Annotated in this window: 26 protein-coding genes; 12 read left to right on the forward strand and 14 right to left on the reverse strand. The window is 68.7% G+C overall.

Going from position 1 to position 24,733, the window contains the following annotated elements:
• Nucleotides 1–45: 45 nt before the first annotated feature.
• Nucleotides 46–453: a RidA family protein gene (locus ACZ5ZX_RS14795; RefSeq protein WP_465502507.1), complete on the forward strand. Its 408-nt coding sequence runs from the start codon at nucleotides 46–48 to the stop codon at nucleotides 451–453.
• Between the two features lie 45 nt (nucleotides 454–498).
• On the opposite strand, the gene ACZ5ZX_RS14800 is transcribed toward ACZ5ZX_RS14795, so the two are convergent.
• On the reverse strand, nucleotides 499–1,353 hold the full coding sequence (locus ACZ5ZX_RS14800) for a PaaX family transcriptional regulator (RefSeq protein WP_465502508.1): 855 nt from the start codon (nucleotides 1,351–1,353) through the stop codon (nucleotides 499–501).
• A gap of 85 nt (nucleotides 1,354–1,438) precedes the next feature.
• Here ACZ5ZX_RS14800 and ACZ5ZX_RS14805 point away from each other — a divergent pair, with 85 nt between their 5' ends.
• From ACZ5ZX_RS14805 to ACZ5ZX_RS14815, 3 genes are read left to right on the forward strand one after another with little or no spacing between them, the layout of a single operon-like run.
• Nucleotides 1,439–2,113 (forward strand): cytochrome P450 family protein, encoded by a 675-nt coding sequence (locus ACZ5ZX_RS14805; protein WP_465502509.1) that lies wholly within the window; start codon nucleotides 1,439–1,441, stop codon nucleotides 2,111–2,113.
• A 36-nt stretch (nucleotides 2,114–2,149) separates the two neighbouring features.
• A complete protein-coding gene (locus ACZ5ZX_RS14810; RefSeq protein ID WP_465502510.1) occupies nucleotides 2,150–2,509 on the forward strand; it encodes a PLDc N-terminal domain-containing protein in 360 nt (119 codons plus the stop codon).
• A 32-nt stretch (nucleotides 2,510–2,541) separates the two neighbouring features.
• Complete coding sequence (locus tag ACZ5ZX_RS14815; protein ID WP_465502511.1) at nucleotides 2,542–2,958, forward strand: nitroreductase family deazaflavin-dependent oxidoreductase; 417 nt, start codon at nucleotides 2,542–2,544, stop codon at nucleotides 2,956–2,958.
• 210 nt (nucleotides 2,959–3,168) lie between these two features.
• On the opposite strand, the gene ACZ5ZX_RS14820 is transcribed toward ACZ5ZX_RS14815, so the two are convergent.
• Nucleotides 3,169–4,353: an acyltransferase family protein gene (locus ACZ5ZX_RS14820; protein WP_465502512.1), complete on the reverse strand. Its 1,185-nt coding sequence runs from the start codon at nucleotides 4,351–4,353 to the stop codon at nucleotides 3,169–3,171.
• A gap of 97 nt (nucleotides 4,354–4,450) precedes the next feature.
• Nucleotides 4,451–5,785 (reverse strand): FAD-binding oxidoreductase, encoded by a 1,335-nt coding sequence (locus ACZ5ZX_RS14825; RefSeq protein WP_465502513.1) that lies wholly within the window; start codon nucleotides 5,783–5,785, stop codon nucleotides 4,451–4,453.
• Nucleotides 5,786–5,855: 70 nt separating this feature from the next.
• On the opposite strand from ACZ5ZX_RS14825, the gene ACZ5ZX_RS14830 reads away from it, so the two are divergent.
• A complete protein-coding gene (locus tag ACZ5ZX_RS14830; protein ID WP_465502514.1) occupies nucleotides 5,856–6,740 on the forward strand; it encodes a LysR family transcriptional regulator in 885 nt (294 codons plus the stop codon).
• A gap of 12 nt (nucleotides 6,741–6,752) precedes the next feature.
• On the opposite strand, the gene ACZ5ZX_RS14835 is transcribed toward ACZ5ZX_RS14830, so the two are convergent.
• From ACZ5ZX_RS14835 to ACZ5ZX_RS14845, 3 genes are all read right to left on the reverse strand, one after another.
• A complete protein-coding gene (locus ACZ5ZX_RS14835; RefSeq protein WP_465502515.1) occupies nucleotides 6,753–7,835 on the reverse strand; it encodes a methyltransferase in 1,083 nt (360 codons plus the stop codon).
• 121 nt (nucleotides 7,836–7,956) lie between these two features.
• Nucleotides 7,957–8,781: an NAD(P)H-binding protein gene (locus ACZ5ZX_RS14840; RefSeq protein WP_465502516.1), complete on the reverse strand. Its 825-nt coding sequence runs from the start codon at nucleotides 8,779–8,781 to the stop codon at nucleotides 7,957–7,959.
• The gene (locus ACZ5ZX_RS14845; protein ID WP_465502517.1) at nucleotides 8,778–9,401 is read right to left on the reverse strand and encodes a hypothetical protein; all 624 of its coding nucleotides are present in this window, start codon (nucleotides 9,399–9,401) and stop codon (nucleotides 8,778–8,780) included. Before ACZ5ZX_RS14845 ends, ACZ5ZX_RS14840 begins: the two co-directional genes overlap by 4 nt.
• Nucleotides 9,402–9,453: 52 nt before the next feature.
• On the opposite strand from ACZ5ZX_RS14845, the gene soxR reads away from it, so the two are divergent.
• Nucleotides 9,454–9,900, forward strand: coding sequence for a redox-sensitive transcriptional activator SoxR (soxR, locus tag ACZ5ZX_RS14850; protein WP_465502518.1), 447 nt, complete (start codon nucleotides 9,454–9,456; stop codon nucleotides 9,898–9,900).
• On the opposite strand, the gene ACZ5ZX_RS14855 is transcribed toward soxR, so the two are convergent.
• Nucleotides 9,890–11,110 (reverse strand): RNA polymerase sigma factor, encoded by a 1,221-nt coding sequence (locus ACZ5ZX_RS14855; protein WP_465502519.1) that lies wholly within the window; start codon nucleotides 11,108–11,110, stop codon nucleotides 9,890–9,892. The genes soxR and ACZ5ZX_RS14855 overlap by 11 nt on opposite strands.
• Entirely contained in the window at nucleotides 11,098–11,466 is a 369-nt protein-coding gene (locus ACZ5ZX_RS14860) for a YciI family protein (RefSeq protein WP_465502520.1), read from the reverse strand. Before ACZ5ZX_RS14860 ends, ACZ5ZX_RS14855 begins: the two co-directional genes overlap by 13 nt.
• A 163-nt stretch (nucleotides 11,467–11,629) precedes the next feature.
• Between ACZ5ZX_RS14860 and ACZ5ZX_RS14865 the strand changes: the two genes are divergently transcribed.
• The 4 genes from ACZ5ZX_RS14865 (at nucleotide 11,630) to ACZ5ZX_RS14880 (ending at nucleotide 14,436) form a co-directional block, all read left to right on the forward strand.
• Nucleotides 11,630–11,962, forward strand: coding sequence for a PadR family transcriptional regulator (locus tag ACZ5ZX_RS14865; protein ID WP_037317652.1), 333 nt, complete (start codon nucleotides 11,630–11,632; stop codon nucleotides 11,960–11,962).
• Entirely contained in the window at nucleotides 11,959–12,771 is an 813-nt protein-coding gene (locus ACZ5ZX_RS14870; protein WP_465502521.1) for an ATP-binding cassette domain-containing protein, read from the forward strand. Before ACZ5ZX_RS14865 ends, ACZ5ZX_RS14870 begins: the two co-directional genes overlap by 4 nt.
• Nucleotides 12,768–13,451 (forward strand): hypothetical protein, encoded by a 684-nt coding sequence (locus ACZ5ZX_RS14875; RefSeq protein ID WP_465502522.1) that lies wholly within the window; start codon nucleotides 12,768–12,770, stop codon nucleotides 13,449–13,451. Before ACZ5ZX_RS14870 ends, ACZ5ZX_RS14875 begins: the two co-directional genes overlap by 4 nt.
• A 217-nt stretch (nucleotides 13,452–13,668) precedes the next feature.
• Nucleotides 13,669–14,436 carry an SDR family oxidoreductase gene (locus ACZ5ZX_RS14880; RefSeq protein ID WP_465502523.1) on the forward strand — a complete coding sequence of 256 codons (768 nt, stop codon included), beginning with the start codon at nucleotides 13,669–13,671 and terminating at the stop codon, nucleotides 14,434–14,436.
• Here ACZ5ZX_RS14880 and ACZ5ZX_RS14885 read toward each other — a convergent pair.
• Nucleotides 14,427–14,987: a TetR/AcrR family transcriptional regulator gene (locus ACZ5ZX_RS14885; protein ID WP_465502524.1), complete on the reverse strand. Its 561-nt coding sequence runs from the start codon at nucleotides 14,985–14,987 to the stop codon at nucleotides 14,427–14,429. The genes ACZ5ZX_RS14880 and ACZ5ZX_RS14885 overlap by 10 nt on opposite strands.
• Nucleotides 14,988–15,071: 84 nt before the next feature.
• Here ACZ5ZX_RS14885 and ACZ5ZX_RS14890 point away from each other — a divergent pair, with 84 nt between their 5' ends.
• Together ACZ5ZX_RS14890 and ACZ5ZX_RS14895 are read left to right on the forward strand one after the other, a co-directional pair.
• Nucleotides 15,072–15,560, forward strand: coding sequence for a DoxX family protein (locus ACZ5ZX_RS14890; protein ID WP_465502525.1), 489 nt, complete (start codon nucleotides 15,072–15,074; stop codon nucleotides 15,558–15,560).
• A 51-nt stretch (nucleotides 15,561–15,611) separates the two neighbouring features.
• Nucleotides 15,612–15,773, forward strand: coding sequence for a hypothetical protein (locus tag ACZ5ZX_RS14895; protein ID WP_465502526.1), 162 nt, complete (start codon nucleotides 15,612–15,614; stop codon nucleotides 15,771–15,773).
• A gap of 17 nt (nucleotides 15,774–15,790) precedes the next feature.
• On the opposite strand, the gene ACZ5ZX_RS14900 is transcribed toward ACZ5ZX_RS14895, so the two are convergent.
• The 5 genes from ACZ5ZX_RS14900 to ACZ5ZX_RS14920 form a co-directional block, all read right to left on the reverse strand.
• Nucleotides 15,791–16,498 (reverse strand): hypothetical protein, encoded by a 708-nt coding sequence (locus ACZ5ZX_RS14900; protein WP_465502527.1) that lies wholly within the window; start codon nucleotides 16,496–16,498, stop codon nucleotides 15,791–15,793.
• A gap of 126 nt (nucleotides 16,499–16,624) precedes the next feature.
• Entirely contained in the window at nucleotides 16,625–17,857 is a 1,233-nt protein-coding gene (locus ACZ5ZX_RS14905; protein WP_465502733.1) for an HNH endonuclease signature motif containing protein, read from the reverse strand.
• 152 nt (nucleotides 17,858–18,009) lie between these two features.
• Nucleotides 18,010–21,993, reverse strand: coding sequence for a TIGR02680 family protein (locus ACZ5ZX_RS14910; RefSeq protein ID WP_465502528.1), 3,984 nt, complete (start codon nucleotides 21,991–21,993; stop codon nucleotides 18,010–18,012).
• Complete coding sequence (locus tag ACZ5ZX_RS14915) at nucleotides 21,990–23,222, reverse strand: TIGR02678 family protein (RefSeq protein ID WP_465502529.1); 1,233 nt, start codon at nucleotides 23,220–23,222, stop codon at nucleotides 21,990–21,992. Before ACZ5ZX_RS14915 ends, ACZ5ZX_RS14910 begins: the two co-directional genes overlap by 4 nt.
• Complete coding sequence (locus ACZ5ZX_RS14920; RefSeq protein ID WP_465502530.1) at nucleotides 23,219–24,718, reverse strand: TIGR02677 family protein; 1,500 nt, start codon at nucleotides 24,716–24,718, stop codon at nucleotides 23,219–23,221. Before ACZ5ZX_RS14920 ends, ACZ5ZX_RS14915 begins: the two co-directional genes overlap by 4 nt.
• Nucleotides 24,719–24,733 lie beyond the last annotated feature (15 nt).

The following is a 24,733-nucleotide window of genomic DNA, read 5'->3' on the forward strand; positions in this document are numbered from 1 at the left end:
GCTCAGGGTATGTCGCGGTATGTACGACCGTCAACGATACGGGATATGCTCACCGGTATGGAGCGCATCAATCCGCCCGAGCTCGGCCGCCCTTCCGGCTTCTCGCACGCCGTCGCGGCGAGCGGGCGGTTCGTCTTCCTCGCCGGTCAGACGGCGTTGGACGAGCAGAACCGCATCGTCGGCGACGGCGTGGTCGAGCAGTTCGAACGCGCGCTGTCCAATCTGCTGACCGCGTTGCGCGCGGCGGGCGGGCAGCCGTCGGATCTGTGCAGCGTGACCATCTACATCGTCGACATGGACGATTACCGCGCCCACGCGCGCGAGATCGGCGCGGTGTGGAAACGGCTGGCCGGGAGCGAATACCCGGCGATGGCGGGGATCGGTGTCAGCCGGCTTTGGGACGCCGAGGCGCTGGTCGAGGTGCAGGGCTTCGCGGTGGTCGCGGACGTGTGATGAACGGGACTTTCATCGCAAAATTTGCCAGGAAAGTCCCGTTCATCACACGTCGGGCAGCGTATGCGAGACGTGCGCGGCCGCGGCCTCGCCCAGCCGCGAATGCAGCGTGAAGAAGAGGTCCGCCGCCCGGATCCCGGCCCAGCCGGACGGGAGCAGCTCGGCAGGCAGGCCAGGGTCGAGGTAAGGCAGCCGCCGCCAGTCGGTCAACACCCGGACGTAGTCGGCGAACGCTTCGGCCTCGTCTGTGGTCTTGCGCCGCTGCCACCGGCGCAGCGCGGGCGTGTGCTCGTCGAGGAAGGCGGTGTACAGCGCCTCGAGCTGGTCGAGGTCCCACCACTCGCGGATCTTCTCCCGCACGTCACCGAACGCGAGATGTTCGGCGTGGAAGAGATCGGCGTAACCCTCCAGTTCGAGCCGTCGCAGCATGTCGGAGGTCGCGTCGCGCAGGTGCGCCGGCGCGATCCAGACGCCGGACGACGCGGTCCCGAAGCCGAGCCGGGCGAGCTGTGTGCGAAGAACGTGCCTTTTGTGCCGTTCGGCCTCCGGAACGGAGAACACCGCGAGCAGCCAGCCGTCACCGGGGGTGGCGCGTTCGCGGCGGAAGATCCGCTCGTCGCCTTCGCGCAGGATCGCCAGCGCGGTCTCGGAAAGTTCGTACCCGGCCGCACCGTTCCGGCGGACCGCGGAAAGGATCCCGCGCCGCTTCAGCCGGGAGATCGACGACCGGACGGCGGGTTCCTCGACGTCCACGCCGGCCAGCAGGTCGATCAGGGACCGGACCGAAAGCCAGCCGCCTTCACCGCGTGAGTACAGGCCGTACACGGTCACGATGAGCTGGCGCGGTTGCGCCGTTCGCCCCGCGCCGTCGACTTCGGTTGCCTCCGACACGGCCGTCACCCGGTCACCATAACAACGAGCCACCCGCTTCCGGTCCCTCGGCGTTTCGGCCGTGACCGAAGTGTTCCGCACTTAACGTCACGGTATGGAGAATCCGCTGATCGAAGCGCCCGTGCCGCCGGTGCCCCACGACGTCGAGCCCGGTGGTGTCCGGTGGCTGCGGGCGAACGTCGCCCGGTTCAGCCGTCCGGAGGACCACTCGCGGCGGCGCGCGTTCGTGCTCGCGGACTTGGCGCCGATGGGGTCCTTGCGGGACAAGGCCTTCACGTTCGCCCGGGAACTACGGCACGAAACGGTCGACCGGATCGTGTGGACGGTCCCGGTCGCCGTGCTGGCGGCCGAACTCGGGCTGCCGGACGTTTCCCGCGACATCGCGACGGTTTCCGCCTGCTACCACCCGCATACCGAACCCGGCCTCGACGCCGACGAGGCCATGGCGCGGCTGATCGAGGTCTGCGGTGGCGAGGCCGACGAGCGGACGGCCGCGCGGATCGGGCTGCTGGTGCAGGCCTGCGACGCCACGGCGAAGCTGATCACCAAGGCGTTGGCCGCGCACCGGCCCGGCGAGGACGCCGCGAGCCTGCTCGATCGTGTCCTCCGGGAGGATCCGCCGGTCCGGATCACCCGACGGTGGGTCGGCGGCGAGGTCGTCGAGGTGGATATCTCGGATCGGCCGTTCGGAGCAGGGCCGAAGCGGTGCCCGGGGCAGGCGCAGGCACTCGCGGTGGCCACGGGAATTCTCGACGTCCTCCTGTGCTAATACTTACCCCGGTCATCTGGAACTGGGGAGTTTTCCATGCTGTATTTCAATGGTCTATTCGGCGTTCTCACACTCGGCCTGTGGATTTTCTGCATCGTCGACGTGATCACCACCGACGAGGGCTCGTGCCGCAACATGCCCAAGGGGATGTGGCTCCTGCTGGTGCTGCTGGTCCCGCTGATCGGCTCGATCGTCTGGCTGGTCGCAGGCCGTCCGCAGCATGCCGTCCGCGCCCCGCGTGGCCGGTACGAACGCGAGTCCCCGGCGTTCCCGGAATACGACCGGCCTGGCCGCTTCGCCGCGACGAGCCCTGAGGACGACGAAGAGTTCCTGCGCAAGTGTCGTGAGCGCGCGGAAGCGCAGCGGCGCAAGGCCCGCGAGAGCGGCTCTGAGTAATCTCGGTGGAGAGAACGACACTGGAGGAAAGAATGTCCGACACGCTCGACTGGAACAAGAACATCATCAAGGAGTTCCGCGAGAACGACGGGAAGGTGGGCGGCCCGTTCGAGGGCGGCTCCCTGCTGCTGCTCACCACCATCGGCGCGAAGAGCGGCGAGCCGCGGACGTCGCCGCTCGCGTACGCGGAGGAAGACGGCAAGTACATCGTCGCCGCGTCGTACGCCGGAGCCGACAAGAACCCGGCCTGGTACCACAACATCCTGGCGAACCCGAAGGTCACCATCGAGGTCGGCACGGAGAAGTTCGAGGCGACCGCGACAGTCGTCCTCGAAGACCGCGCCGAGCGCGACAGGCTCTACGCCAAGATGGTCAGCCTCATGCCGGGCTTCGCCGACTACGAGCAGAAGACCGACCGGGTCATCCCGATCGTCACGATCTCCCGCTGACCCTGGCGGGCAGGGCGAAGGCGTAACTCGCGTGCCTGGATCCGCACTGGGGTGTCTCGGCTCTGAGCACGCGAGTTACGGCGTCAAGCACGCGAGTGCGGTGCCACGTCACCCAGGCCGCATCCCGCCCGAACATGCCACATTCGACTTACCTCTGAATGCGGTGGTTGCCGAACGCCGGCTACCGCGTTCAGAGGACGGACGCGGGGGTCAGCGCGCGGCGCTGGGTGCTTCGACGGCGGCGCTGGGTGCCTTGAGTTCGGCCTCGGCCGCACGCAGGGCCTTGCGTTCCTGGCGGCGCGCGATCAGCTTCTTGCCGGTGGTGATCATCGGCTGCTCCACCCAGCGGTGGATCAGGTCCGCGATCCCCAGCCCGACCGCGAACACGGTCAGCGCGCTGATCATCCGGTGCTCGCCCAGCGGCGGGATCGCCGCGACCACGGCGAAGTGCACCGGACCCTGCAGCAGGTAGAGCGAGTACGACCGTTCACCGACGAAGCGCATCGGCCTGGTCGCCAGCAGCCAGCGCAGCGAGCCCGGCGAGACCAGCACGACCAGCAACATCGCCGAGAGCAGACCGTAGGCGATCAGCAGGCCCAGGTTGCTGTCGGTCTTCCACCACAGGCTTTCCATGTTGACGTGCAGGACGGCGAACGCGCCGAACACCGGGATCGCCGCGAGCGGGTGGGTCAGCGGTTTGATCACCGCGTAGGACCGGCGGTAGTGCATCGCGATCGCCAGCACGCAGCCGATGAGCAGGATCGCGTAGTGCACGGTCGACCGGTAGATCGGCACCTGCGGGCCGTCGAGCACCCAGCCGCTGGTGACGCCGACCAGTCCGGCCATCAGCGCGAAAGCGGCGATCGCCAGTGCCAGCTTGCGCCAGGCCGCGGCCAGCCCGACGGCGCCCGCGACCACCAGCAGGAACGGCCAGACCAGGTAGAACTTCTCCTCGATGCCCAGCGTCCAGGAGCCGCTGAAGAAGTTGTCCGCGCCGTTCGGCTTGCTGCCGGGCAGGAACTCGTTGAAGAACGTCAAGTAGTACTTCAGCGCGTGCGGGAACTCGCGGGCGAAGAACTCGCCGCGCAGCCACACGAACACGATGATCCCGCCGAGGATCACCAGGTACGGCGGCAGGATCCGGAACACGCGGCGCAGATAGAACGCCGAAAGCGAGATCCGTCCCGTCCGGTCCTGCTCACGCAACAGCAGCGTCGTGATCAGGAACCCGGACAGCACGAAGAAGATGTAGACACCCACCCAGCCGGACAGCCAGCTCCACTTCGGACCCGCGAAGTGGAAGAGGATCACGATGGTGGCCGCGATGGCGCGCAGCCCGTCGAGGGCGGGAAAGCGACGCATGGCGAGGAACTCGTCATGGCCCAATGTGCGCACAGTGCCCCCTAATGGCGGTGTCGGCCCGGAAGTATACGGGGACCGCTCACTGTGCCTTCGCCCCGGATGGAGGCCTCCTACCTGCGGATTTCGGAGATCACCCAGCGTCACGCGCCGGTTCGACGTTATGCGTCAGCCGGAACCGGTTCGCCGGGTCGACGGCCGCCTTGATCTCGGCGAGACGCCGCAGATCCGCCGGGGAGTACACCTTGGACGCCTCGTCGCCCGCGCCGCTCTCGCCGTAGACGAAGGTCAGCAGCTTGCCGGTCGACCAGGGCTTCAGTGCGTCGAACAGCTTCCCGTGCGCGACCTTGATCTCGGGCAGCCCGGCGTCATCCACTACGGACAGTGCGCGCACGGTGAAGGCGGCTTCACGGTCCCAGCCGACGCCAGGGTGCTCGGGCGCGTCGGACAGCGCGCCGCCGAGCAGGTCCAGCAGGATGACGGTCGGCACTGGGGCACCGGGGCCGGCGTGTTCGAGGATCGCGTCGAGCATCGCGTCGTTCAGTTCGGACACGGTGACGTTGTCGGCGCGGTAACCGTGCGGGAACGGTGGCTCGTTCGCGATCGAGCCGGATTCGGTGAACGGGATCTCGGCGAGCGTGTCACCCAGCACCGGGGCGGCGGCGCGCAACGGCGCGACGAGGCGTTCACCCTCGGCGGCGTCGCCGAGGTAGGCGATCCGGATCTGGGCGACGTGCTCTCCGCACAAGGGCTCCGGCACCATCGGCAGATCCGGCATCGGGACCATGGCCAGCGACGACGTCATCTCGCGCGGCATCCCGGCCGCCCAGTCGCGCCAGGCGCGGAGCACCGTCGCCAGCGATTCGGTGCCGAACTGCAGGCTTCCGCCATACAGATGGGTGACGGGGACGAGCCGGAATTCGAGCGCGGTGACGATCCCGAAGTTGTCGCGGCCGCCGCGCAGTGCCCAGAACAGGTCCTGCTCGGTGTCCGGGGTGGCGCGCCGGAGTTCGCCGTCGGCGGTCACGACCTCGATGGCGGTGACGTGGTCGGCGGCGAGACCGTATTTCCGCCCGAGCAGGCTGAACCCGCCGCCGAGGGTGTAGCCGACGACGCCGACGCCGGGGAACGAGCCGCTCAGCGGCGCGAGCCCGTGCCCGGCGGCCGCCTCGATGACCGCTCCCCAGCGGACGCCGGCGTCGACCCTGGCGATCTCACCGTCGACGCGGATCCCGGTCATGCGTTGCGTGGTGATCAGCACGCCGCCTTCGAAAGGGACGCCCACACCGTGCCCGGTCGAGTGGACGGCGACCGGCAGATCGTGCTCGGCGGCGTATCGGACCGCCTCGACGACGTCGGCGGCCGAAGCGGCGGCCACGATCACATCGGGACGCCGGGACACCGCGGTCTGGAAGCCGGTGAGTTCGTCGTCATAGCCGGAGTCGCCGGGGCGGAGCATCGTGGTCATGGGACCAGCCTGGTCTCGATCCGACCAGAAGTCCAAGATCTGGTTTGTCTGGCAACTAGAATCATCGGTTATGGAACTGCGCCAGCTCGAATACTTCGTCGCGGTGGCCGAGGAAGCGAACTTCACCCGCGCCGCCGAGCGGCTGCACGTCGCCCAGCCCGGGGTCAGCGCCCAGATCCGCCGTCTCGAACGCGAACTCGGGCAGCCGTTGCTCGACCGGTCGGCCCGTGCGGTGCGGCTGACCGAGGTCGGCGCGGCCGCGCTGCCGCACGCGCGGGCCGCGCTCGCCGCCGTCGCGGGGGTGCGGCAGGCGGTCGACGAACTCACCGGACTGGTCCGCGGCCAGGTCTCGATGGGCATGGTGTCCTCGCGCGGGCCGGTCAACCTGCCGGATCTGCTGGCGCGGTTCCACGAACGCCATCCCGCGGTGGACATCACGCTCGCCGAGGCGACTTCCGACATCCTCCTCGCGGGCGTCGCCGACGGCCGGTTCGACGTCGCGCTGATCGGGCTCGCCGGTGAACCGCCGCCGGGGATCGGCTTCGAGGTCGTCCTTGACGAACCGTTGGTCGCCATTTCCGGGCCGGACGATCCGCTCACCTCGCGAGCCACGATCACCCTGTCGGACTTGGAAAGCCGGTCCCTGGTGAGCCTGCCGAAGGGCACCGGAATGCGTGCGATCGTCGACGCGGCGTTCCTCGCCGACAGCGCGCAACCGAGGGTGACCCTGGAGGCGGGCGACCCGAACGTCGTCGCCGAACTGGTCGGTCGCGGGCTCGGTGTCGCCGTAGTGCCGATGTCGCTGGCGACCTACTACACGAAGCTGCACGCCATGGAGATCACCCGGCCCGCCGGGCTGCGGGCGAAACTGGCGCTGGCCTGGCGGACGGAGGGGCCGGTCAGCCCCGCCGCCCGCGTGTTCATCAGTCAGGCACGGGCGTTGCTCGCGTTGTGAGGCGCCCAGTTGTTAAGCGCCTGTTGTTAAGCGCCACAGCGAAGTCACCTCCTTCGCGCGCGCGGCGTGCAGCGGATCGCGCGGATCGGTGGCCCGCGGATGCTTCGGCCGGGTGTCTTCCCGCCCCCGGACTTCGAGTCCGGAGCGCCGGAACGCCGCGAGCAGCTGGTCACGCGTACGCAGGCCCAGCAGCTCGGCGAGGTCGGACAGGATCAGCCAGGCCTCCCCGCCGGGGGTGAGATGCCGGGGCAGCCGGTCCAGGAAGGCGTGGAGCATCCGGCTGCCCGGGTCGTAGACGGCCCGTTCGAGCGGGGTGTGCGCGCGGGCCGGCAACCAGGGCGGGTTGCAGACGACCAGCGGCGCACGGCCTGGCGGGAACAAATCCGTCTCCAGGGTTTCGATTCCCTCGAAGCCGAGGCGCTCGAAATTCTCGCGTGCGCAGGCGAGCGCGCGAGGTTCGGTGTCCGTCGCCACCACTCGTTCGACCCCGCGACGGGCGAGGACCGCGGCGAGCACGCCCGTCCCGGTGCCGATGTCAAAGGCCAGTTCCGTCGCGGGTAACGGGGTTTTCGCCACCAGGTCGACGTACTCGCCGCGGATGGGGGAGAAGACCCCGTGATGCGGATGGATTTTCGCGCCGAGCGCCGGGATTTCGACGCCCTTGACCCGCCACTCGTGCGCGCCGACCACGCCGAGCAGTTCGGGCAAGGACACCAGCGACGCGGTTTCCGAAGGCCCGTAGACCTCGGTGCAGGCCGCACGGACGTCCGGACCGCGACGCAGCGGCAGGACGTGTCCCGGTTCCAGCGGGACCAGCAGCCTGCCGAGGATCCGCGCTCGGCGTGCTTGGTGATTTCGCTTGTCCTGAAACGATTTCCCGGCCGCCGATGGACAGCGGCGGCCCATCGCGGCGAGCAGGTTCCGTGCGTTCGGGAAATCACCGCGCCAGCTGAGACCGGTGCCTGACACGGCGAGCCGATACGCCTCGTCGGCGGTGAGCTCGTCGCCGACTTCGACGACGCGGCGTGGTGGATTCGTACCGGTGGTGGTCAGCCAGCGCCGACCACCACCGTCCATTATGGACAGGGGGTTCATGGGTTTCCGTTCCTGTTTCCGCCCACGGCGAAGAGACCCGCGGGCGTGTTCCGTCGGGCGTTTCAGGAACGGCGGCTAGTGGACGGCCGCGGCATGAACCGGTGTCGACACGAATCCGATACTACCGGAAGACGGCGGCGTGGTCGGCCGCCCAGACCTCGAAGTCCAGCGCCGGCCTGCCGGTGACGTCCTCGACGGTCGAGGTGACCTCACCGGGTTTTTCCACCAGCGCGCGGAACGCGGTCAGCATCGTGTCGACGACGAAGTCCGGCATGTTCGCGAGCATGGCCGCTCTGGTCTCTTCCACGGGAGTCTCCTCCCACCGCGCCGGGCGCCCCGAGGCCTCGCCGATGATCCGGACCTGTTCGATCTGGGTGAGCGGTCGCGTGCCCGTGAGGACGTACTTCGCCTTCGCGTGCCCGTCGCCGGTCAGTGCCTCGACGGCCACCGCGGCGATGTCGCGTTCGTGGATCAGTGACATCGCCGCCTCACCGTACGTCCCGCGGACGACACCGCCGGAGCGGATCGACGGCGCCCAGGCGAGTGCGTTGGTCGCGAACCCGTGCGGCCGAAGGAAAGTCCAATCCACGCCGGTGTTTTCGATCGCCTTCTCGACGACCCGGTGCCAGGCGCCGATGGGATTTTCCTGTTCCGCCAAGGAATCGTCGACGGCGCCGGTGGAAAGGAAAACCACGCGCCGCACCCGTTCGCCCAGCAGCGACACCGTGGGCAGGAGCGCTTCGGCGGAGCCGGAGAGCATCAGGAACACCGTGTCGACGCCGTCGAGCGCCGGTGCGATCGTTTCGGGTTTGGCCAGGTCGCCGCGGACGCCGTCGCCCGGTGGGTTCCGGCTCAACGCCCGGACCGGAATGTCCCTCGCCCGCAATTGGCCGGTTATCTGTGCGCCGACGTTCCCCGTCGCGCCGGTCACCAGGATCGGCTTCATGCCGCCACCGCCGACATGACCGGGCGGTACCGCTTGACCGTCGAGCTCTTCATGCCCGGGTGCTCGCGGACAGCCTTCCAAGCGTCTGTCGTACCGATGCCACCGTTGTCGCCTGGCGCCTCCAACGCGGCGATATGGGCTGCTTCGCTGACCCATTCGGCGTAGTTCAGCATCCGGCGGCCGTCGGTGCTGAGGTGGAAGAAGCCCGAAACGCCGCCGGGAGCCGGAGTGGGCTCCGAGTCCAGCGCCGCGAAGACGAGATCGACCCACTCGCGCTGCTGGCGCTCGTCGGCACGGTCGAACTCGACCGAGACGACCACGAGCACCCCGGGTCCGCCCTCGCCGCGTCCGCCGCGGTAGAGGCGGTACACCGGTGCGCCGTCCAAGTCCTTGATGGCGTCTTCGCTGGTCCACTGCTCGTAGGTGAAGGCGCCGTCATGGCCGACTCCCTCGTACGCGGTGACGGAGACGAGGCCTTCGGCTCCGTTCGCTCGCGCCTCGAACGCCGCCCGCGCCGCGTCGGCACCCGGGTGTTCCCGCGCCACCGCGACCAGGCCTTCCGCCGGTGTCGGCCAATATCCCTTGTGGATGGTCATTTTCGCGATCCCCTGTTGTGTCATGCCTCCAGCCTGAAACTTAAACAAGGGTTCAAGTCAAGCTAGGATGGCGGACATGACCGAACTGCCGTCCGAACTCACCATCGGGGAGCTGTCCCGGCGCAGTGGTGTCGCCACCTCCGCCCTGCGGTTCTACGAGCGCCAGGGTCTCATCAGCAGCAGGCGTACCAGCGGAAACCAGCGCCGGTACCCGCGGGCGACGCTGCGGTTGGTCGCGTTCATCCGCGCGTCGCACACCCTCGGCATCCCCTTGGAGGTGATCGGCTCAGTGCTCTCCTTCCTGCCGGAGGGTGCCGCGCCGGACCACGCGTTCTGGCGGCGCGCCTCCGAATGCTGGAGCGCCGAACTCAACAAACGCATCGAGCAGCTGGAGTGCATGCGAGACCGGTTCACCGAATGCATCGGCTGCGGCTGCCTGTCGTTCGAGCAGTGCGTGCTGGTCAATCCCGCCGACTTCCTCGCCGCGAAGGGGCCGGGCCCTGCCCGGCTGATCAAGGACTGACCGCGGCCAGTTTCCGTTCCAGCAGACGGCGTTCGGCGCTGTTCTCCGCTTGCCGGATCGCAGCCTCGTACGCCAGCGCCGATTCCGCCTCGCGGCCGAGCCGGTGCAACAGGTCGGCGCGGATGGCGTGGTACAGATGGTATTTCTCCAGCCGCAGGCCGTCGACGACGTCGAGTGCCGCGCCGGGACCGTCCACCTCGGCCACTGCGACGGCCCGGTTGAGCGCGACGATCGGGGTCGGGTTCATCGTCAGCAACAGGTCGTACAGCTGGACGATCTGCGACCAGTCCGTGCTTTCCGCGTCGGCGGCGTCGCTGTGGACGGCGTTGATCGCGGCCTGGATCTGGTACGGCCCCGGCTGATTCCGCCGCAGGCAGGCGCGGACCAGCGTCTGCCCCTCGTCGATCAGCTCCCGGTCCCACCGCGACCGATCCTGTTCGGCCAGCAGTACGACATCACCGTCCGTGCCGGTGCGGGCGGCGCGGCGGGACTCGGTGAGCAGCATCAGCGCCAGCAGCCCGGTGACCTCGGGTTCGTCAGGCATCAGTTCGGCGAGCAGCCTGCCGAGCCGGATCGCTTCGGCGCACAGGTCCTCCCGCACCAGCCGTTCACCGGAACTGGCCGTGTAACCCTCGTTGAACACGAGGTACACCACGGCGAGCACCGAACGCAGCCGATCCGGCAGATCGGCGTCTTCCGGGACGCGGTACGGGATCTTCGCGTCGCGGATCTTGCCCTTCGCCCGGACCAGCCGCTGCGCCATCGTCGTTTCGGGAACGAAGAAGGCGTGCGCGATCTCGCCGGTGGTCAGCCCGCCCAGCAGCTTCAACGTCAGCGCGACCTGCGCGGTGACGGCGAGCGCGGGGTGGCAGCAGGTGAAGATCAGCCTCAAGCGGTCATCACGCACGGAACCCTCCTCCTCTGCTTCGTCGCCCGCATGGATCAGCGCGGCTTGGGCGTGTTTGTCGTCGCGCGCGGCTTCCCGGCGCAACCTGTCGATGCCCTTGTTGCGGGCGGTCGTGATGATCCAGCCCGCCGGGCTCGGCGGCAGACCGGTGGACGGCCACCGGTCCACCGCCGCGGCGAACGCGTCCTGGACCGCCTCTTCGGCGATGTCGATACTGCCGAAGACGCGGACCAGGACCGCGACCGCGCGCCCGTACTCCTCGGTGAAGACCCGGGCGATGTCCTCGCTGGTCAGGGGACGCACGAAGGGTCTTTCTCGCCTTGGAACGGCCGGACCTCGATCGGCAGGTAGGTGATCTCGGCGATCCGGCGGCCCCAGCCGAGCGCGGCGTCCAGATCCGGCGCCTCGACGATGGTGAACCCGCCGAGATGCTCCTTGCCCTCGACGTACGGACCGTCCGTCATCACGATGTCGCCGCTCTCCTTGGCCTGGAGCACCGTCGCGGTGGTCGGCGGGTGCAGCCCGGCGGCGAACACCCAGGCACCCGCTGCCCGCATTTCTTCGTTGAGCGCCTGGAGCTTGCGCGCGATCGGTTCGAGGAACTCCGGTGGCGGGGTGGGGCCGTCGGGCTGGTACAGGCTGATGAGGTACTGGGTCATGGCGTCCTCCTTGCTCGGAGCGGTTTGTCACCCCCTATACGAAGGGCGTCCGGCCGATTCGACAGCGGCGGCGATATTTTCCCGGATTTTTCTTCGCCGACGTATTGTCGCAGGTCAAACTAGCTTGTAGTGCTATCTAGGTAGTACTGCTACATTGCTTGTCGTGGATCAGGACCGGCGAGGCCAGTGGTTGCGGGGAGTGCTGGCGCCCTGCGTGCTGGCGCTGGTCGCCGAGCGCGAGTCCTACGGCTACGAGCTGGCCCAGTCGCTCGACGCCGCCGGGCTCGGCCCCATCCAAGGCGGCACGCTCTACCCGGTGCTGTTGCGGTTGCAGCGGTTCGGCCTGGTCACCGCGAGCTGGCGGGACGGGACGGCCGGGCCCGCGCGCAAGTACTACCGGATCACCGCCGCAGGCCGGGAAACGCTGCGGCACGCCACCGCCGACTGGCAGGAGTTCTCCGCCGGGGTGGCCTCGATCTTGCGGGAGGGAAGATGAACCACGACGCATGGCTTTCCGCGCTGGCGCATGAACTACGCCGTCGCGGCGTCGGGGAGGACGCCGCGCGGCAGGTGGTCGCGGAGGCCGCGGTGCATCTACGGGAAAGCGGCGGGGATCCGATGCGGGTCTTCGGGCCGCCTCCCGCGTACGCCTCGGCCGTGGCCGAAAGCGTGGGGCGTCCCCGGCGCCGTCCAGGCGAGGTGCTGCTGGAAGCGCGCGGCATCACGAAGAAGTACGGCCGCCAGACGGTGCTGAACGGGGTGGACCTCGTCGTGCGGTCGGGGGAGGTCGCCGCGGTGATCGGCGCGAACGGCTGCGGCAAGAGCACTTTCCTGAGTATCTGCGCCGGGCTGACCGGCGCGGACAAGGGCGAGGTCCGCGTCCGCGGTTCGCTCGGCTACTGCCCGCAGGACGGGGGCACGGCGGACTTCCTTGACGCGGGTGAGCATTTCGTCCTGATCGGGGCGGGCCGCGGGATGAGCCGCGAGGAGTCGGTCCGGATCGGCGGTGCCCGCGCCTCGGCGCTGGACTGGACGCCGGGACAGGGAAAACAGGCGCGGCATCTCTCCGGCGGGACACGGCAGAAACTGAACCTGGTGCTGGCCGGGCTCGGCGAACCGGACGTCCTCCTGCTCGACGAGCCCTACCAAGGGTTCGACAAAGGCACCTACCTCGACTTCTGGCACCAGGTCTGGCAATGGCGGGAGGCGGGCAAGGCCATCGTCGTGGTCACCCACCTGCTCAACCAGCTCGACCGGGTGGACACCGTGCTCGAACTCTCCCCGGCCCGGAAGGCTGTCGCGTGAAGAAGGTATTGACGGTCGCCGAAATGGCGCTGCGCGAACTCCTGCGCCGCCGGGCGGTCCTGCTGATCCTCCTGCTCCTGCCGCTGGTGTTCTACCTGAGCAGGCGGGGTGACCATCTCGGTCAGTCGATCCGGTTCGTCTGCCTCGGCCTCGGCTGGGCGCTGAGCACCGCCGCGCTGTTCGCCGGCAGCGCGAGCCGCGCCATGGAACCCCGGCTGCGGCTTTCGGGCTACCGCTCCCACCACCTGTACCTCGGCCGGCTGAGTGCACTGTGGACGGTCGGGCTGGTCTTGTCCGCGCCGTATTTCGGGTTGATCCTCGTCGACCAGCACGATGTCCGGTACGGCTCGGTCGGCCTGATCATGGTGCTGACGGTCGCCGTGGCGGCGCCGTTCGGGCTCGCGCTCAGTTCGGTGCTGCCGCGCGAACTCGAAGGGACACTGGTCCTGCTGGTGGTCGTCGGCCTGCAGATGATGGCCGACCCGTCGGGCCTGATCGCGCGGCTGCTGCCGTTCTGGTCGAGCCGGGAGATCGGGACCTACGCCATCGACCACACCGACTCCGGCTATCTGACCAGGGGGATCGCGCACGGGGTGATCTCGATGGCGGTGCTGCTCGCGGCGGTCGCCCTCGCTTCGGGATTCCGGCTGCGGCGCCGCTCGCATCTCAAGTTCGTTTAGCCGTTTTCTCCAGTAGCCGGGCGGTTTCCCGATGGAGCCGCTCGGCTTCTTCGGGGGTGGCGTTGTCGAGTTCGCCGCTCTCGTACTCGGCGTGCTCGCGGCCTGAGGTCCTGGCTGGTACTGCCGGACCTAGGTTGGGCAGACCGTTCCACCTCTCCGCCCTAGCCGGTTTCCTGGACTCAGAACGCGACAACGAGTCCACTTAGGAGAGACAGAGATGACGAACCCCCCGGCACGGCACGCGAACAGGGTCGCCGTCGTCACCGGCGCCTCCAGCGGTATCGGCGAAGCGACCGCGCGGCGGCTCGCTGCCTCCGGCGCGGCGGTCGCGCTCATCGCCCGCCGGACGGACAGGCTGGAAACGCTCGCCAAGGAGATCGAACAGGATGGCGGTACCGCACTCGTGCTCGCCGCCGACGTCGCCGACGCCGACGCGATGCGGGCCGCGGCGGCCGAGGTCGAAGCGAAGCTGGGCCGTGCCGACCTGCTGTTCAACAACGCCGGCGTGATGCTGGCCGCGCCGATCGACGAACTCGCGACCGGCGACTGGCAGCGCATGATCGACGTCAACATGGCAGGCCTGATGAACGCGATCGGCGCCTTCGTCCCGCAGCTGGTCGCTTCGGCGGACGAAAAGGGTGTGGCCGACCTGGTGAACACCTCGTCCATCGGCGCGCAGGCCGTCTTCCCGTCCTTCGCCGTCTACGTGGCGTCGAAGGCGTTCGTGACGCACCTTTCGAAGAACCTTCGCGCGGACCTCGGTCCGAAGGGTGTGCGGGTCGCGGCCGTCGAGCCCGGTCTGGTCAAGACCGAGCTGCAAGGCCACGTCACCGACCCCGGCGCACTCGAATGGCTGGACGGCGTGCGCGAGACGCTGACCTGGCTGGAGCCGGACGACATCGCCGAGACCGTGGCGTTCCTGACCTCGCTTCCGGCGCGGGTGAACCTCCAGCAGGTCACCGTGATGCCCACCGGTCAGGTCTGAGCCGAGGTTCCGGGGAAGAGGAGCCGGGCGATCGCGCGGGCGGCGGTGTCCGAATCCTCGAGGTGCTCGGCGCGTAGCGCGCCGGTGAGCCACAGGTTCGCGAAACCGTGCATCAGCGACCACGCGGCGACTCCCGCCATCCCGTCGTCGCTGACCGACGACGCTCCGCTGGTCAGCAGGTGCCCCGCGCGATCGCGGGCGGCGACCAGCGCGGCGTCGTCCTCGCGGTGGAGTTCGGGGCGGAACATCACCTCGAAATGCGCGCGATGCTCGATCGCGAACCGCACGTAGGCCACCCCGACCTCCACGAAGTCACGCGTGCCCTCCTCGGCGGTGGTGAGGGCGTCCGCGAGCAGCCCGAACCCCTCGGCGGCCAGTGCGGTGAGCACCCCGGCCTTGTCGCCGAAGTGGTGTACCGGCCCGGCGTGGGAGACACCCGCGCGCCTGGCCAGGTCGCGGAGGCTGATCCCCGCGGGGCCGTGTTCGGTGATGGCCGCGACGGCGGCGTCGAGGACGGCCCGGCGGAGGTCGCCATGGTGGTACGGACTCATGCCGATGAATCTAGTCATTGACAAGATGGGCCGCAACGGCGCATCTTGTCAGTGGAAAGATTCCTCGTCCGGAAGGTGTCGGTCATGGACCCCGGTCTCGTACCCGTACTCATGTTGGTCGTCGTCACGGCGACGTTGTTCCTGCTCGGGGTGGCGGGCGTGCGGCGTCTGCGGCCCTGGCCGGTGGCCGTGCGCGGCGGCGTCGCGGCGCTGTTCGTCACGACCGGCCTCGCGCACTTCATCGGCATGCGCGAGGAGCTCATCGCGATGGTGCCGCCCGCGTTGCCCATGCCCGGATTGCTGGTCACGGTCACCGGTGTCCTCGAACTGGCGGGCGCCGCGGGGATGCTGTGGTCGCGTACGGCGCCGTGGGCGGCAGGCGGGCTGACCGTCCTGCTGCTGGCGATGTTCCCGGCGAACGTGCACAAAGCTCTGAACGGGCCGGTGACCTCGACGATGGACGAACTGGTGCCGCGGAGCCTGATGCAGGTGGTCTTCCTGGTCGCGACGGTCTCCCTGGTGGCGCATTACGCGCGTACGCCGACCAGTCCCTTTGCCCAAAGGAGACCTTAAGTCTTTCCCAAGTGCGGGCCGTGCGGTGGAGTACGGCCCTACCATCTGGGAATGAAGATCTCATTGTGGATCGGATTCTGTGGGCTGTGCATCCTCGCCGGGCACATGCTTCTCGGTGCGGTCGGTCTCGTGCTGCTGATGAGCTGTCTCCCGGCGGGACACGATCACGAATCCGGTGACAGAACAGGGAAAGCGCCCGCGCGGCTGGTCTGAAGGCCGCACGGGAGATTTCACCCCATGGTGCTCGCGAAAGCGAGCGCGCCCAGTGCCGGAATGGCCAGCGCCGTCAACAACACCGTCTTCCGATCCGGTTTGGGACTTTCCAGAAATGCTTGGACACCGGCCGGAACCAACGCGACGCAAAGCCCGGCGGTACCGATGATCGACACGATTTCGGTTCCCTTCAACACGCCCAGCGGCAGAAGCCCCATCGTGGCCAGCGCTGTCGATCGCACGATGTCGAGCACTTTCGCGCGATAAGCGGCGAAGGCGAGCAGATACCAGCCGAACATGATGGTGAACGAAAGAAAACTGAACAGGTGCAGGTCCTGGTACGACTCGCTGACCACGCTCTCGGCGAAGCCGGCGCCGCGTCGTCCGGTGAGGCCCAGGGCGGCCTGGTCGATCCCGGCATGGAAGGTCCGCTCGAAGAGTCCAATAAGGACAAAGATCCCTGCCCACGCGGCCAGCGCCGGTCTGGTCCGCCCGATCTTCGTGGCGAGCGCGACGACCGCGGGCCACAGCAGGACGGTGCCCGCCAGGAAACAGGTGTAGGCGGCGGTCATCAGCGCGGGATGTTCGCTCATCGCCCTGAGCTGGCTGGGGAAGAAGAAGTCGAATCGCGAGCGCAGCAGTGTTCCGGTGAGGAGCAGGATCGGGCCCAGCACCATCGAGACCGCGGCGACGCGGCGGCCGGGGAAGACGAAATCGGTTGCCATACCGGTAAGTCTGTCGATCCGGACGTCCGCGCGGATCGGCCCGCGGTCGGACTCCGGCGGCTCAGACCGTGGGTGGACTGGTCGTTGGAGCCTGCTTGAGCTGTCGCCGTTATCCGGCAACGGGGCTCAGAACGGTGGTGGTTCGTCGTCCAGGGGGCTTTCGGTCCGGGGTTCGTGGAGTGGTGGTGGTGTGCTGTCGTAGCTGTGGCCGGTCGGGGTGGTGATGGTCAGCGTCCCGTCCGCCGCGAGGCGATAACTCCAGCCGGGTTCGTCTTTGAGCCGGTGGTCGCGGCGGCAGAGGTCGACCAACTCATCAGCGTTGGTATGACCACCGAACTGCCACGGCACCACATGATCCAGATCGCAGGCCTGCGCCGGACGACCGCACCCCGGTCTTCGACACTCACGATCCCGCACCCGCACAAACTCACCCAACCCCGCCGTAGGGCGATACCGGTCCCGGCCCAGGTCCAGCACCTGCCCCGACAACGGATCCGTGATGATCCGGCGCAACACCGTGTCCGGCCCCGTCGCGATGTGCCGCGCCAGCCCCGCCGGAATATGGCCATGCCCGGCCAGCTCCGCCGGATCATTGTTCACCCCGAGATAGGTGAACAAGTCCATGTACAGGAACACTTCGGTGCGTTCACTCGTGCCGCCCTGCCCGCCGAGCAGCAGATCGAGCGCGACATCAGCACGCAACTGATCCAGCGTCCGGGTCTCCCCATCCTTCCGCAGGGCGCGGGCTTCACGGTCGATCCGCCGGTAAGCCGCGGTGACCTTCTCGGCGGGACCGTCCTCAACCTCGATCGAGGCGACCCCGGTCTCACCCTGCCGCAACCGGAGACGACGCCCCTCCCGATTCCGCCGAGCACGCTTATCCGCGCCATCACGATCCACCATGTTCGCCGCGTGATTCGCCGCTTTCCGGATCTGGTCGGCATTCCTGCCCGGCAGCCGATCCTCCAGCACAGCATCCACGGCACGCGCGTTCTCATCCGACAACCACGCGGTGGCGGCGGCGACCTTCATCGCACCGAAACCAGACAGCTTCCCCCGATCCATCAACGCCAGCGTGCAAGGCAGACGCGTGGTCAACGCGGCCGCGGCGGAGACCAGCGCACCCGCGTGATTGTCCATAAAGGACAACTCGACCGCGACTTCCTGAACCACACTCCGCGCGCCCCCACGATGCCGGTTCAGCTGGGCCAACGCCCGGAACCGGACCGCCTCCAAGCGCGCGATCCCCGCCGACGCCGCCTTCGCGACAGCGACGGAATCCTTGTCGTCCAACGAATCTACGGAAGCATTGACCAACTCCAAAAGGTCAGGATCAACAATTTCCTCGAGAAGCGCCACAGGCGCCGCCTTGTAGGTATCCACCCGACGAACATACGATCGACCACCGACAGTTTCCGATCACGCGCCCACCGTGAGGCATTACCGATTTCCGGCAATGCCTCACGACCCGCCACCTGTCAGGACAGCCGCTCAGCCTAATACCCGGCAGGCTAATGCCCGGCAGGCTGGAGGTCGTGCCCGTTCCAGGTGAACCGGGCCGTGGTCACCGCGTCGTCACCGTCGCCGCCGGTGATCAGCTGATGGATCCCGACGCCGCTGAGTTCGGCGTAGGTGCACCATTCGTGGTCCGAAGTCAGCATCAGGTCGAGGTCGAGCGCGGACAGCAACCCGAACACCTGCCCCCGGTTGGTGGTGTCGACGCCGACGAACACCTCGTCGAGCAGGATCACCCTCGGTGCCTCCGGCACGGCCTGATAGTGCGCGGCGACGGCGGCGAACAGCGGCAGGTGCAACGCGATCGCCTTCTCCCCACCGGAAAGCGCGCCGTGCAGTTTCTTGGTCAGCAGCTGCCAGCCCGCTCCGTTGGCACGGTCCACCTTGACCACGAACCGGTGCCAGGAGGTGTAGTCGAAGACCTGCGCGAGCTGCTGCTCCCAGCTGGTCGCGGTGTCGTCGGCCTTCGCCTGTTCGACGCGTTCACGGAAGAACTTGTGCAGTGATGCGCGGTCCTCGGTGGTCAGCTGATCCGGATCCTTCAACAGCAGGTCCCGCGCGGTCTTGGTGCCCGGCGGCAGGTCCGGGGAGACCTGCCAGACCAGCCGGACGGCGACCCGCGACGCGGTCCGCACCCGTTCCAGGCGCGCGTTCATCCCGTCGACGAGGTCGTTGGCCTGCCGGATACGGGCGGCGAGATGACGGCGGGTGTCACCGGTCAGCGTCTTGTCGAACAGGTCGCTTTCGCGGTCGGTGATCTCGTGCCTGCTCTGTTCCGCCTCCGCGTAAAGGATCTTCAGCAGTTCGGCCGCGCCGACCCGCAGCCCGTCGACGACGGCGGTGAAGATCTGGACGTCTTCGTCGGTCTCCAGATCGAGTTCCGCGCGCGAACTGAGCGTGTTCCGGCAGGTGTGCACGGCCTCGGAAAGCCGGTGCAGCGCCTCGCCGAGGTTGCTCGGGGCATGCGGCACGGACGGCCACGCCGCGGCGACCAGGCGGGCCGTGTCGAGTGCGGACCGCACCCCTTCGGACGCGGACAGGGTGGCTTGGAACTTCGGCAGGTCTTCGATCCCGCCGTCCGCCGGGAAGACCCCGGTGGCGAGCTTCCGGAACCGGTGCGCGGCCGCGTCCTGTTTGGCCGCGGCGTCTTCGCGGGCGTTCGCGTCGGTCGTGCGCTGGACACCGAGCGCGCCCAGCCGGACGGCCAGGTCCGTGGCCGTCCGGTTCGCGGTACGCAGTTCGTCGCCGAGTTCGCGCAGTTTCGTGCGCAGGGCCTCGATTTCGGCGAGCACTTCGCGCTGCCCGGTGCCGACGGTGCCTTCGATCGCTTCCAGCATCGCGGTGAGCTTGGTGCGTTCGGCCTCCGCCTCGGCGGCCTCCTCCTCGCGCCGGGCCGCGTTCGCCTCCGAGCGTGCCGCCTGCTCGGCGAAGGTCTCGGCCCGCTGGGTCGCCGTGAGCAGGACGCCGTGCTCGTACAACCAGTTCTCACCCTGGTCGGAGTAGGTGCGCAGCGCCGTGGCGAGCGCGGTCAGCGGTGCGCGTTCGGTCGGCAGCCCGCTTTCCGAAGCCTGTGCGGTCAGCTCGTGCAGGGCGGTCTTGGCCTCGACCTCCAGTGCGGAGACGGTCGCCTCGCGCTGCCGGACGGCGGTGTCCGCGGCGGTCAGGTCGGCCTCGGCCCTGGTCAATTCTCCAGTCGCGGCAAGAAGATCTTCGTGACTGGGCCGAGCGGCGCGTTCGATCTTGATCAGCTCACGCCTGCCGCGCAGGGCGGCCAACTCGCCTTCCAGCTCGGCGATCGTCTTCTCCCGGGCGGAAATCTCGTCCCGCAGTTCGGCGATCCGGAGTTCTCGCGCGTGCAGCCGAGCCGAGGAACCGATGTAGGTGGCCCTCTTCTTCTCCCAGCTCCCGGCAAGGCTGCCCATCCGCCAGCTGCCGTCGGCGCCGATCGCGGCGGGCCCCGCGGGCAGCGTGTCGTCGAACGCGATCACTTCCAGTACCCGCCGGATCTTCGCCGGGGAGAGTTCCGCGTCGAGTTCCGGTACGAGGACGTCGGCGAGCGAACGACCCGAGACCACCGGCAGTGTCCCGGTTTCCGCGAGGACGTCATGTCCCTCGACGACACCGTGGGAGTTGATCCAGGCGTCCAGCAGACCGGCGCCTTCGAGCGCTGCTTCGATGCCGGCGTGGGCGTCTTTCCCTACCGACGCGGCGAAATCGACAAGTCGCCACAGCGGTGCGCCGCTCATCTCGGTCCGGTCCGCCGTCCGGGTGCGCGGCGACGCGGGGGTGAGGACGTCCTCCGTTTCGAGCACACCGGCCTCGACGAGGAGTTCGTCGTGCTCGGTGCGCACGGCGGCCAGCGCGGCGCCCGTCACCGTCTCCTGCCGGATGATGTCTTCGAGTACCGTCTCGGCGACCACGCTGACCTTCTCCAGCAACGCGGCTTCCGCTTCGGCCTCCCGCACGAGCGCTTCCACGTCGGGGAAGCGCAGCTCACGGCAGCCGATCGCCCACTCGGCGAGCCTGGTGCGCAGATCGCTCAGCGCGAGTTCGCGGGTGGCCGTCGTGAGATCCAGTTTGTCCTGCGCCGCCGCGAAATCCGACCTCGCCTGGTCCAGATCCGCTTCGGCCTGATGACGACGGCTGACGGCGCGTTCGTGTTTGTCCAGCGTCTTGGCGACGGCCTCGACCTGGTCGCGTTTGCCGCGGATCGCGGCCTGCAGCAACGGACGGAGCCGGGCCGGTTCGGCCAGTCCCGCGACGAGTTCGTCGTGCACCCCGGCCAGATTCGCGCGGGTCGCGGCGGCACGGACCTCGGTCTCCTGCGAGCGGACGAGGTCCGCCTGCCGTTTCGCGAGCTGCCTCGCCGCTCGTGACCGCTCCTCGTCGGCGTCCGCTTCGGCACGGAGCCGGTCGGCGTCCGCGCGGAGCGATTCCGCCTGTTCACGCGCGGAACTGGTCCGCTGCCGCAGCTTGTCGAGTTCCTGACCCTTTTGGTACGACTCGGATTCGGTCAGCCCCGAGATGCGGGCCTCGGCTTCTTCGACGTCCTTTTCGAGCTGTGCCGCGCGTTTCCCGGCGGCTTCCTTTTTCGCGGCGACCTCCTCGTACTCCTCGGCCGACCGGCGGGCGGCCGCGGCGAGTTCGTCGAGTTCGGTGGTCGCGGCGATGAGGTTCGCGGCACCCGCGCGCAGGACACGCTGGGCGTAGGTCTTCTGCCGCGCGGCGAGCGCACGGGTCGCGTCGACCTCGGTCTCCAGCGAACCCAGCCGTTCGCGCTGCGCGTCGAGCCGTTCGAACCCCTCGGCGAGGTCCGCGATCTCCTGCTGCCCCAACGGCGGGAGCGCGCGGGAGAGCAGGTTGGACAGCAGGCTCGGGTCGAGCCGCTGCGAAAGTTTGGGCATCCGCAACTGGAGGAGCGCCGTGATCAACGCGTCGTAGCGCTGTTCGCTCAAGCCGGGGAACAGTTTCGTGCGGATCTCGGTGCGGTATTCGGCCGCGCCGGCGTGCACTGTCCCGCGTTCGCCGAGGTGCTCCGCCAGCGCGTTCTTGGTCAGCGGCTGACCCGCTTCGTTGACGAGCGGAAGGCCGTCACCGACGCGCAGTCCGGTGGTGAAGAAGTCGGCGTGCACCGTGCTGGTGTGCGTGCTCGCCTGCAGCCGCGCGCCGCAGGTGAACCACTTGTCCTCGCCCATCCGGAATTCGAGCCAGACATACCCGACGCGCGTGGCGCCGGAAGCGCCTTCGCCCATCAGGTTCCAGTGCATGCTGCGCTCGCTGGTGCCGAAGGTCGACAGCCGGTTGGCGCGCAGGCTCGCGTCGAACAGGAACGGCAGCAGCAGCTCCAGCGCCTTGGACTTCCCGCTCCCGTTGGGGCCGCGCAACAGCAGGCGCCCGTCGTGGAACTCGAAGATCTCGTCGTAGTAGCGCCAGATGTTGAGGATGCCCGCGCGGGACGGGATCCACCTCGTCACGGTCACGTAGCCTCCTCTTTTCGGCCGGGGTCACGGTCGGTGTATCTCGCGGCGGCCGGGAGCGGACGGACGAGTTCGGCTTCGACGCGGACCAGCCCGAAACCGGTCAGCACCGCGAGCGCGTCCACGGTCAGCCGTCGCACGCCGTCCTTGCCGCGGTAGGTCTTGGCCCAGCGCGGGAACCGTTTCAGCAGTTTCGCGGTGGCCTTCTGCAGATACTCGGTCGTTCTCGGCTCGTCGAGCGCGTCGAGCAGCAGGAGCGCGGCGACCTTGGCGTTGCTGCCGTCGTCCGGGAACTTCTCGTCGGTGGCCAGCCCGTCGACGTCGACGAGCAGCACGCCCTCTGCCCGCTCTTCCAGGACGAATCCGCCCTGTTCCGCGGCGCGCCGCAGCAACTGGCGTCCGGTCGGCGACGCGAGGTACGCGCGCTCCTCCGCGGTCAGTTCGTCGAAGTACAGCACGGGATCGTCGACGAGACGGCGGAAGACCGAATGCCGGAGCCAGAGGTTCCGCTGGACGTCGGACGCGTTCGGCGTGTCCTCGTGGCGCCCTGCCGAAAGGCCGTAGCGTTGCTCGTACGACACCGCGTCCAGCAGTTCCTCGAACCGCAGCGCGACGTCGTCGGCGGGCACGGCGAGCTGCGACGGCCCGACCGGGGCCGCGAGCATCCGCAGCAGCAACGTCGCGTCGACCCGGAACAGCACCTTCGCCGTCGCTTCGTCCACAAAGGACTCCGGATCGCCGTCGGCGACGGCCAGGACGCCGAAGGACTCCAGCAGTTTGAGGACGTCCACGAACGCGATGCGCTCGGCCCTGGCGGCGACGTCGAACGTGGTGACGAGGTCGTCGGCGGCACTCGCACGGCCGACCCGGTCGGCGAGCAGGCCGATGGTGGTCACCGGCACCGTGAGCAGTTCGGCCGCCACCACGCAGAGCAGGACGTAACGGCGCCGGTCGAACGGTGCCCGCCCGGACCGCAGCCGCCGGGCGGGACGGCTGGGATCGGCGGCCGCGCGGACCTTGACCAGCCGGGCGTAGCCGAGCCGGGGTTCGACGGTGAGCGTCCAGCCGCAGTAGTAGTCGAACCATTGCCGGATGGGCTCGCGGCGGCGGCGGACGAGGTCGAAGGTCTCGGGGGAGCCGCGTTCGCCGATCAGCGGCGAGGCCAGCATCGCCCGGATCCCGCGTGCGACCTCTTCGCGCTCCGCGATGACCAGCTGGTTCGTCAGGCTCACGCGCCGCCTCCGGCCGTGCTGATCTCGATCTCGTAGTCGGGTCCGCGGAAGACGCCGCTCGTGGTGGTCAGGCGCGCGACCGCGCCGTTCCGCGGCGGACGCAGGATGATCTCGATCTGACCGTCGGACGTCGTGCTCCGCCGGGCGCCGCCGGTGCCGGGAGTGCTGCCGAGCGCCTGGCCCAGCAGATCCAGCAACCGCTCGAAAACGGTGTGGTCCAGCTTCTCGAACGCCGAAAGCCGCACCACGCCGCCGGTGTCGAGCATGTTCCACGCCGCCTCGAGTTCGGCGCGTTCGGCGATCGCCTGCTGGACCCGCGCCGCCCGGATCGCGGAGACGTCACGGACCCTGCCGGTCCGGGTGAACCGCTCGGTACGGCCTGCGGAGCGGAGCAGTTCGGAAACCTCGACCGCGGGCGCGTCGAGCCACGACGCCGTCGTGCTGACCACCTCGGGGTCCGCGTGCGCGAGATGCGCGTGCCGCGCGGGACTGAGCCCGAACATCGTCGACCACAGGCGATGCAGGTCCTCCTGCGCGGGAACGACGGTGAACCACCGCGCCAGCTCACGGAAATCGGCGACCGCGCTGCTCGCCCGCCGCCGAGACTCGGTGATCCGGTCCAGGACCTGCAGCAGAGTGATGATCGCCCGCCGCGCGACCTGGTGGAGGTCCTCGACCCGCGGCGCCGCGCCGTCTTCGGGGAAGAACCACGCGCGAAGCCCGTCCCAGCGCGCCTTGCGCACTTCGAGCCAGCGTGGTGCCTGCTCCGCGCTCGGCAGGGCCGCGCCGTTGAGCGCCCGCCGGTGCAGCACCGCGACGCCGTACTCGTCGATCTCCTTGATACGGGTGGCGATGGTGTGCGTGTGGTGCTCCAGGTCGTTGAGAAACTCCTGGAGATACGCGACCGTCGAGGCCTTGACCTCGTGAAACGTCGAGAGGTCGGCTTCGGCGCGCAGGAGACGCTGGAGATCACCGTTGAACCGCTTCGTGTTGTCGCGGAACGCTTCGAGGTGACTTTCGGCTTCGGCCAACGTGCTGAAGACGCGCCTGTCGGTGCCGTCTTCGAGCTGCTTCACGAGCTCACCGAGCCGCTCACCCAACGCGTCGAGCGTCGCCGTCTGCAACGCCCCGGTGGAATTGAGCACTTCGTTCGCGCGAATGATGCCCGCGTACGCCGCTTCACCCTGCCGCGTGAGCGAATACTGAAGGTTCCGGCGCTCGTACTCGGAGGCCGTCCGGTAGTCGCCCGCGTGATTCTGGACGACGTCGAGATGGCCTTGGGCCCGCAGCTGGTCGAGTGCCTTGACCAGGTCTTCGTCGTCGAGCGTCTCCAGCCAGCCGACCGCGCGCAGCCTGGTGCGGAGGTCGTCGATGCCGAGCGCCGTCTCGAGCCGTTCGTTCGCCTCGCCGAAGGCGTGCAGGATCGCCAGGGGAAGCCCGGACCTGCTGCCGTCGGTGAAACGGAACATTTCGGGCGGTACACGGATCGGATCCATGCGGCCTCCGGCGGA

Source organism: Amycolatopsis sp. NPDC033938 (assembly GCF_055575975.1).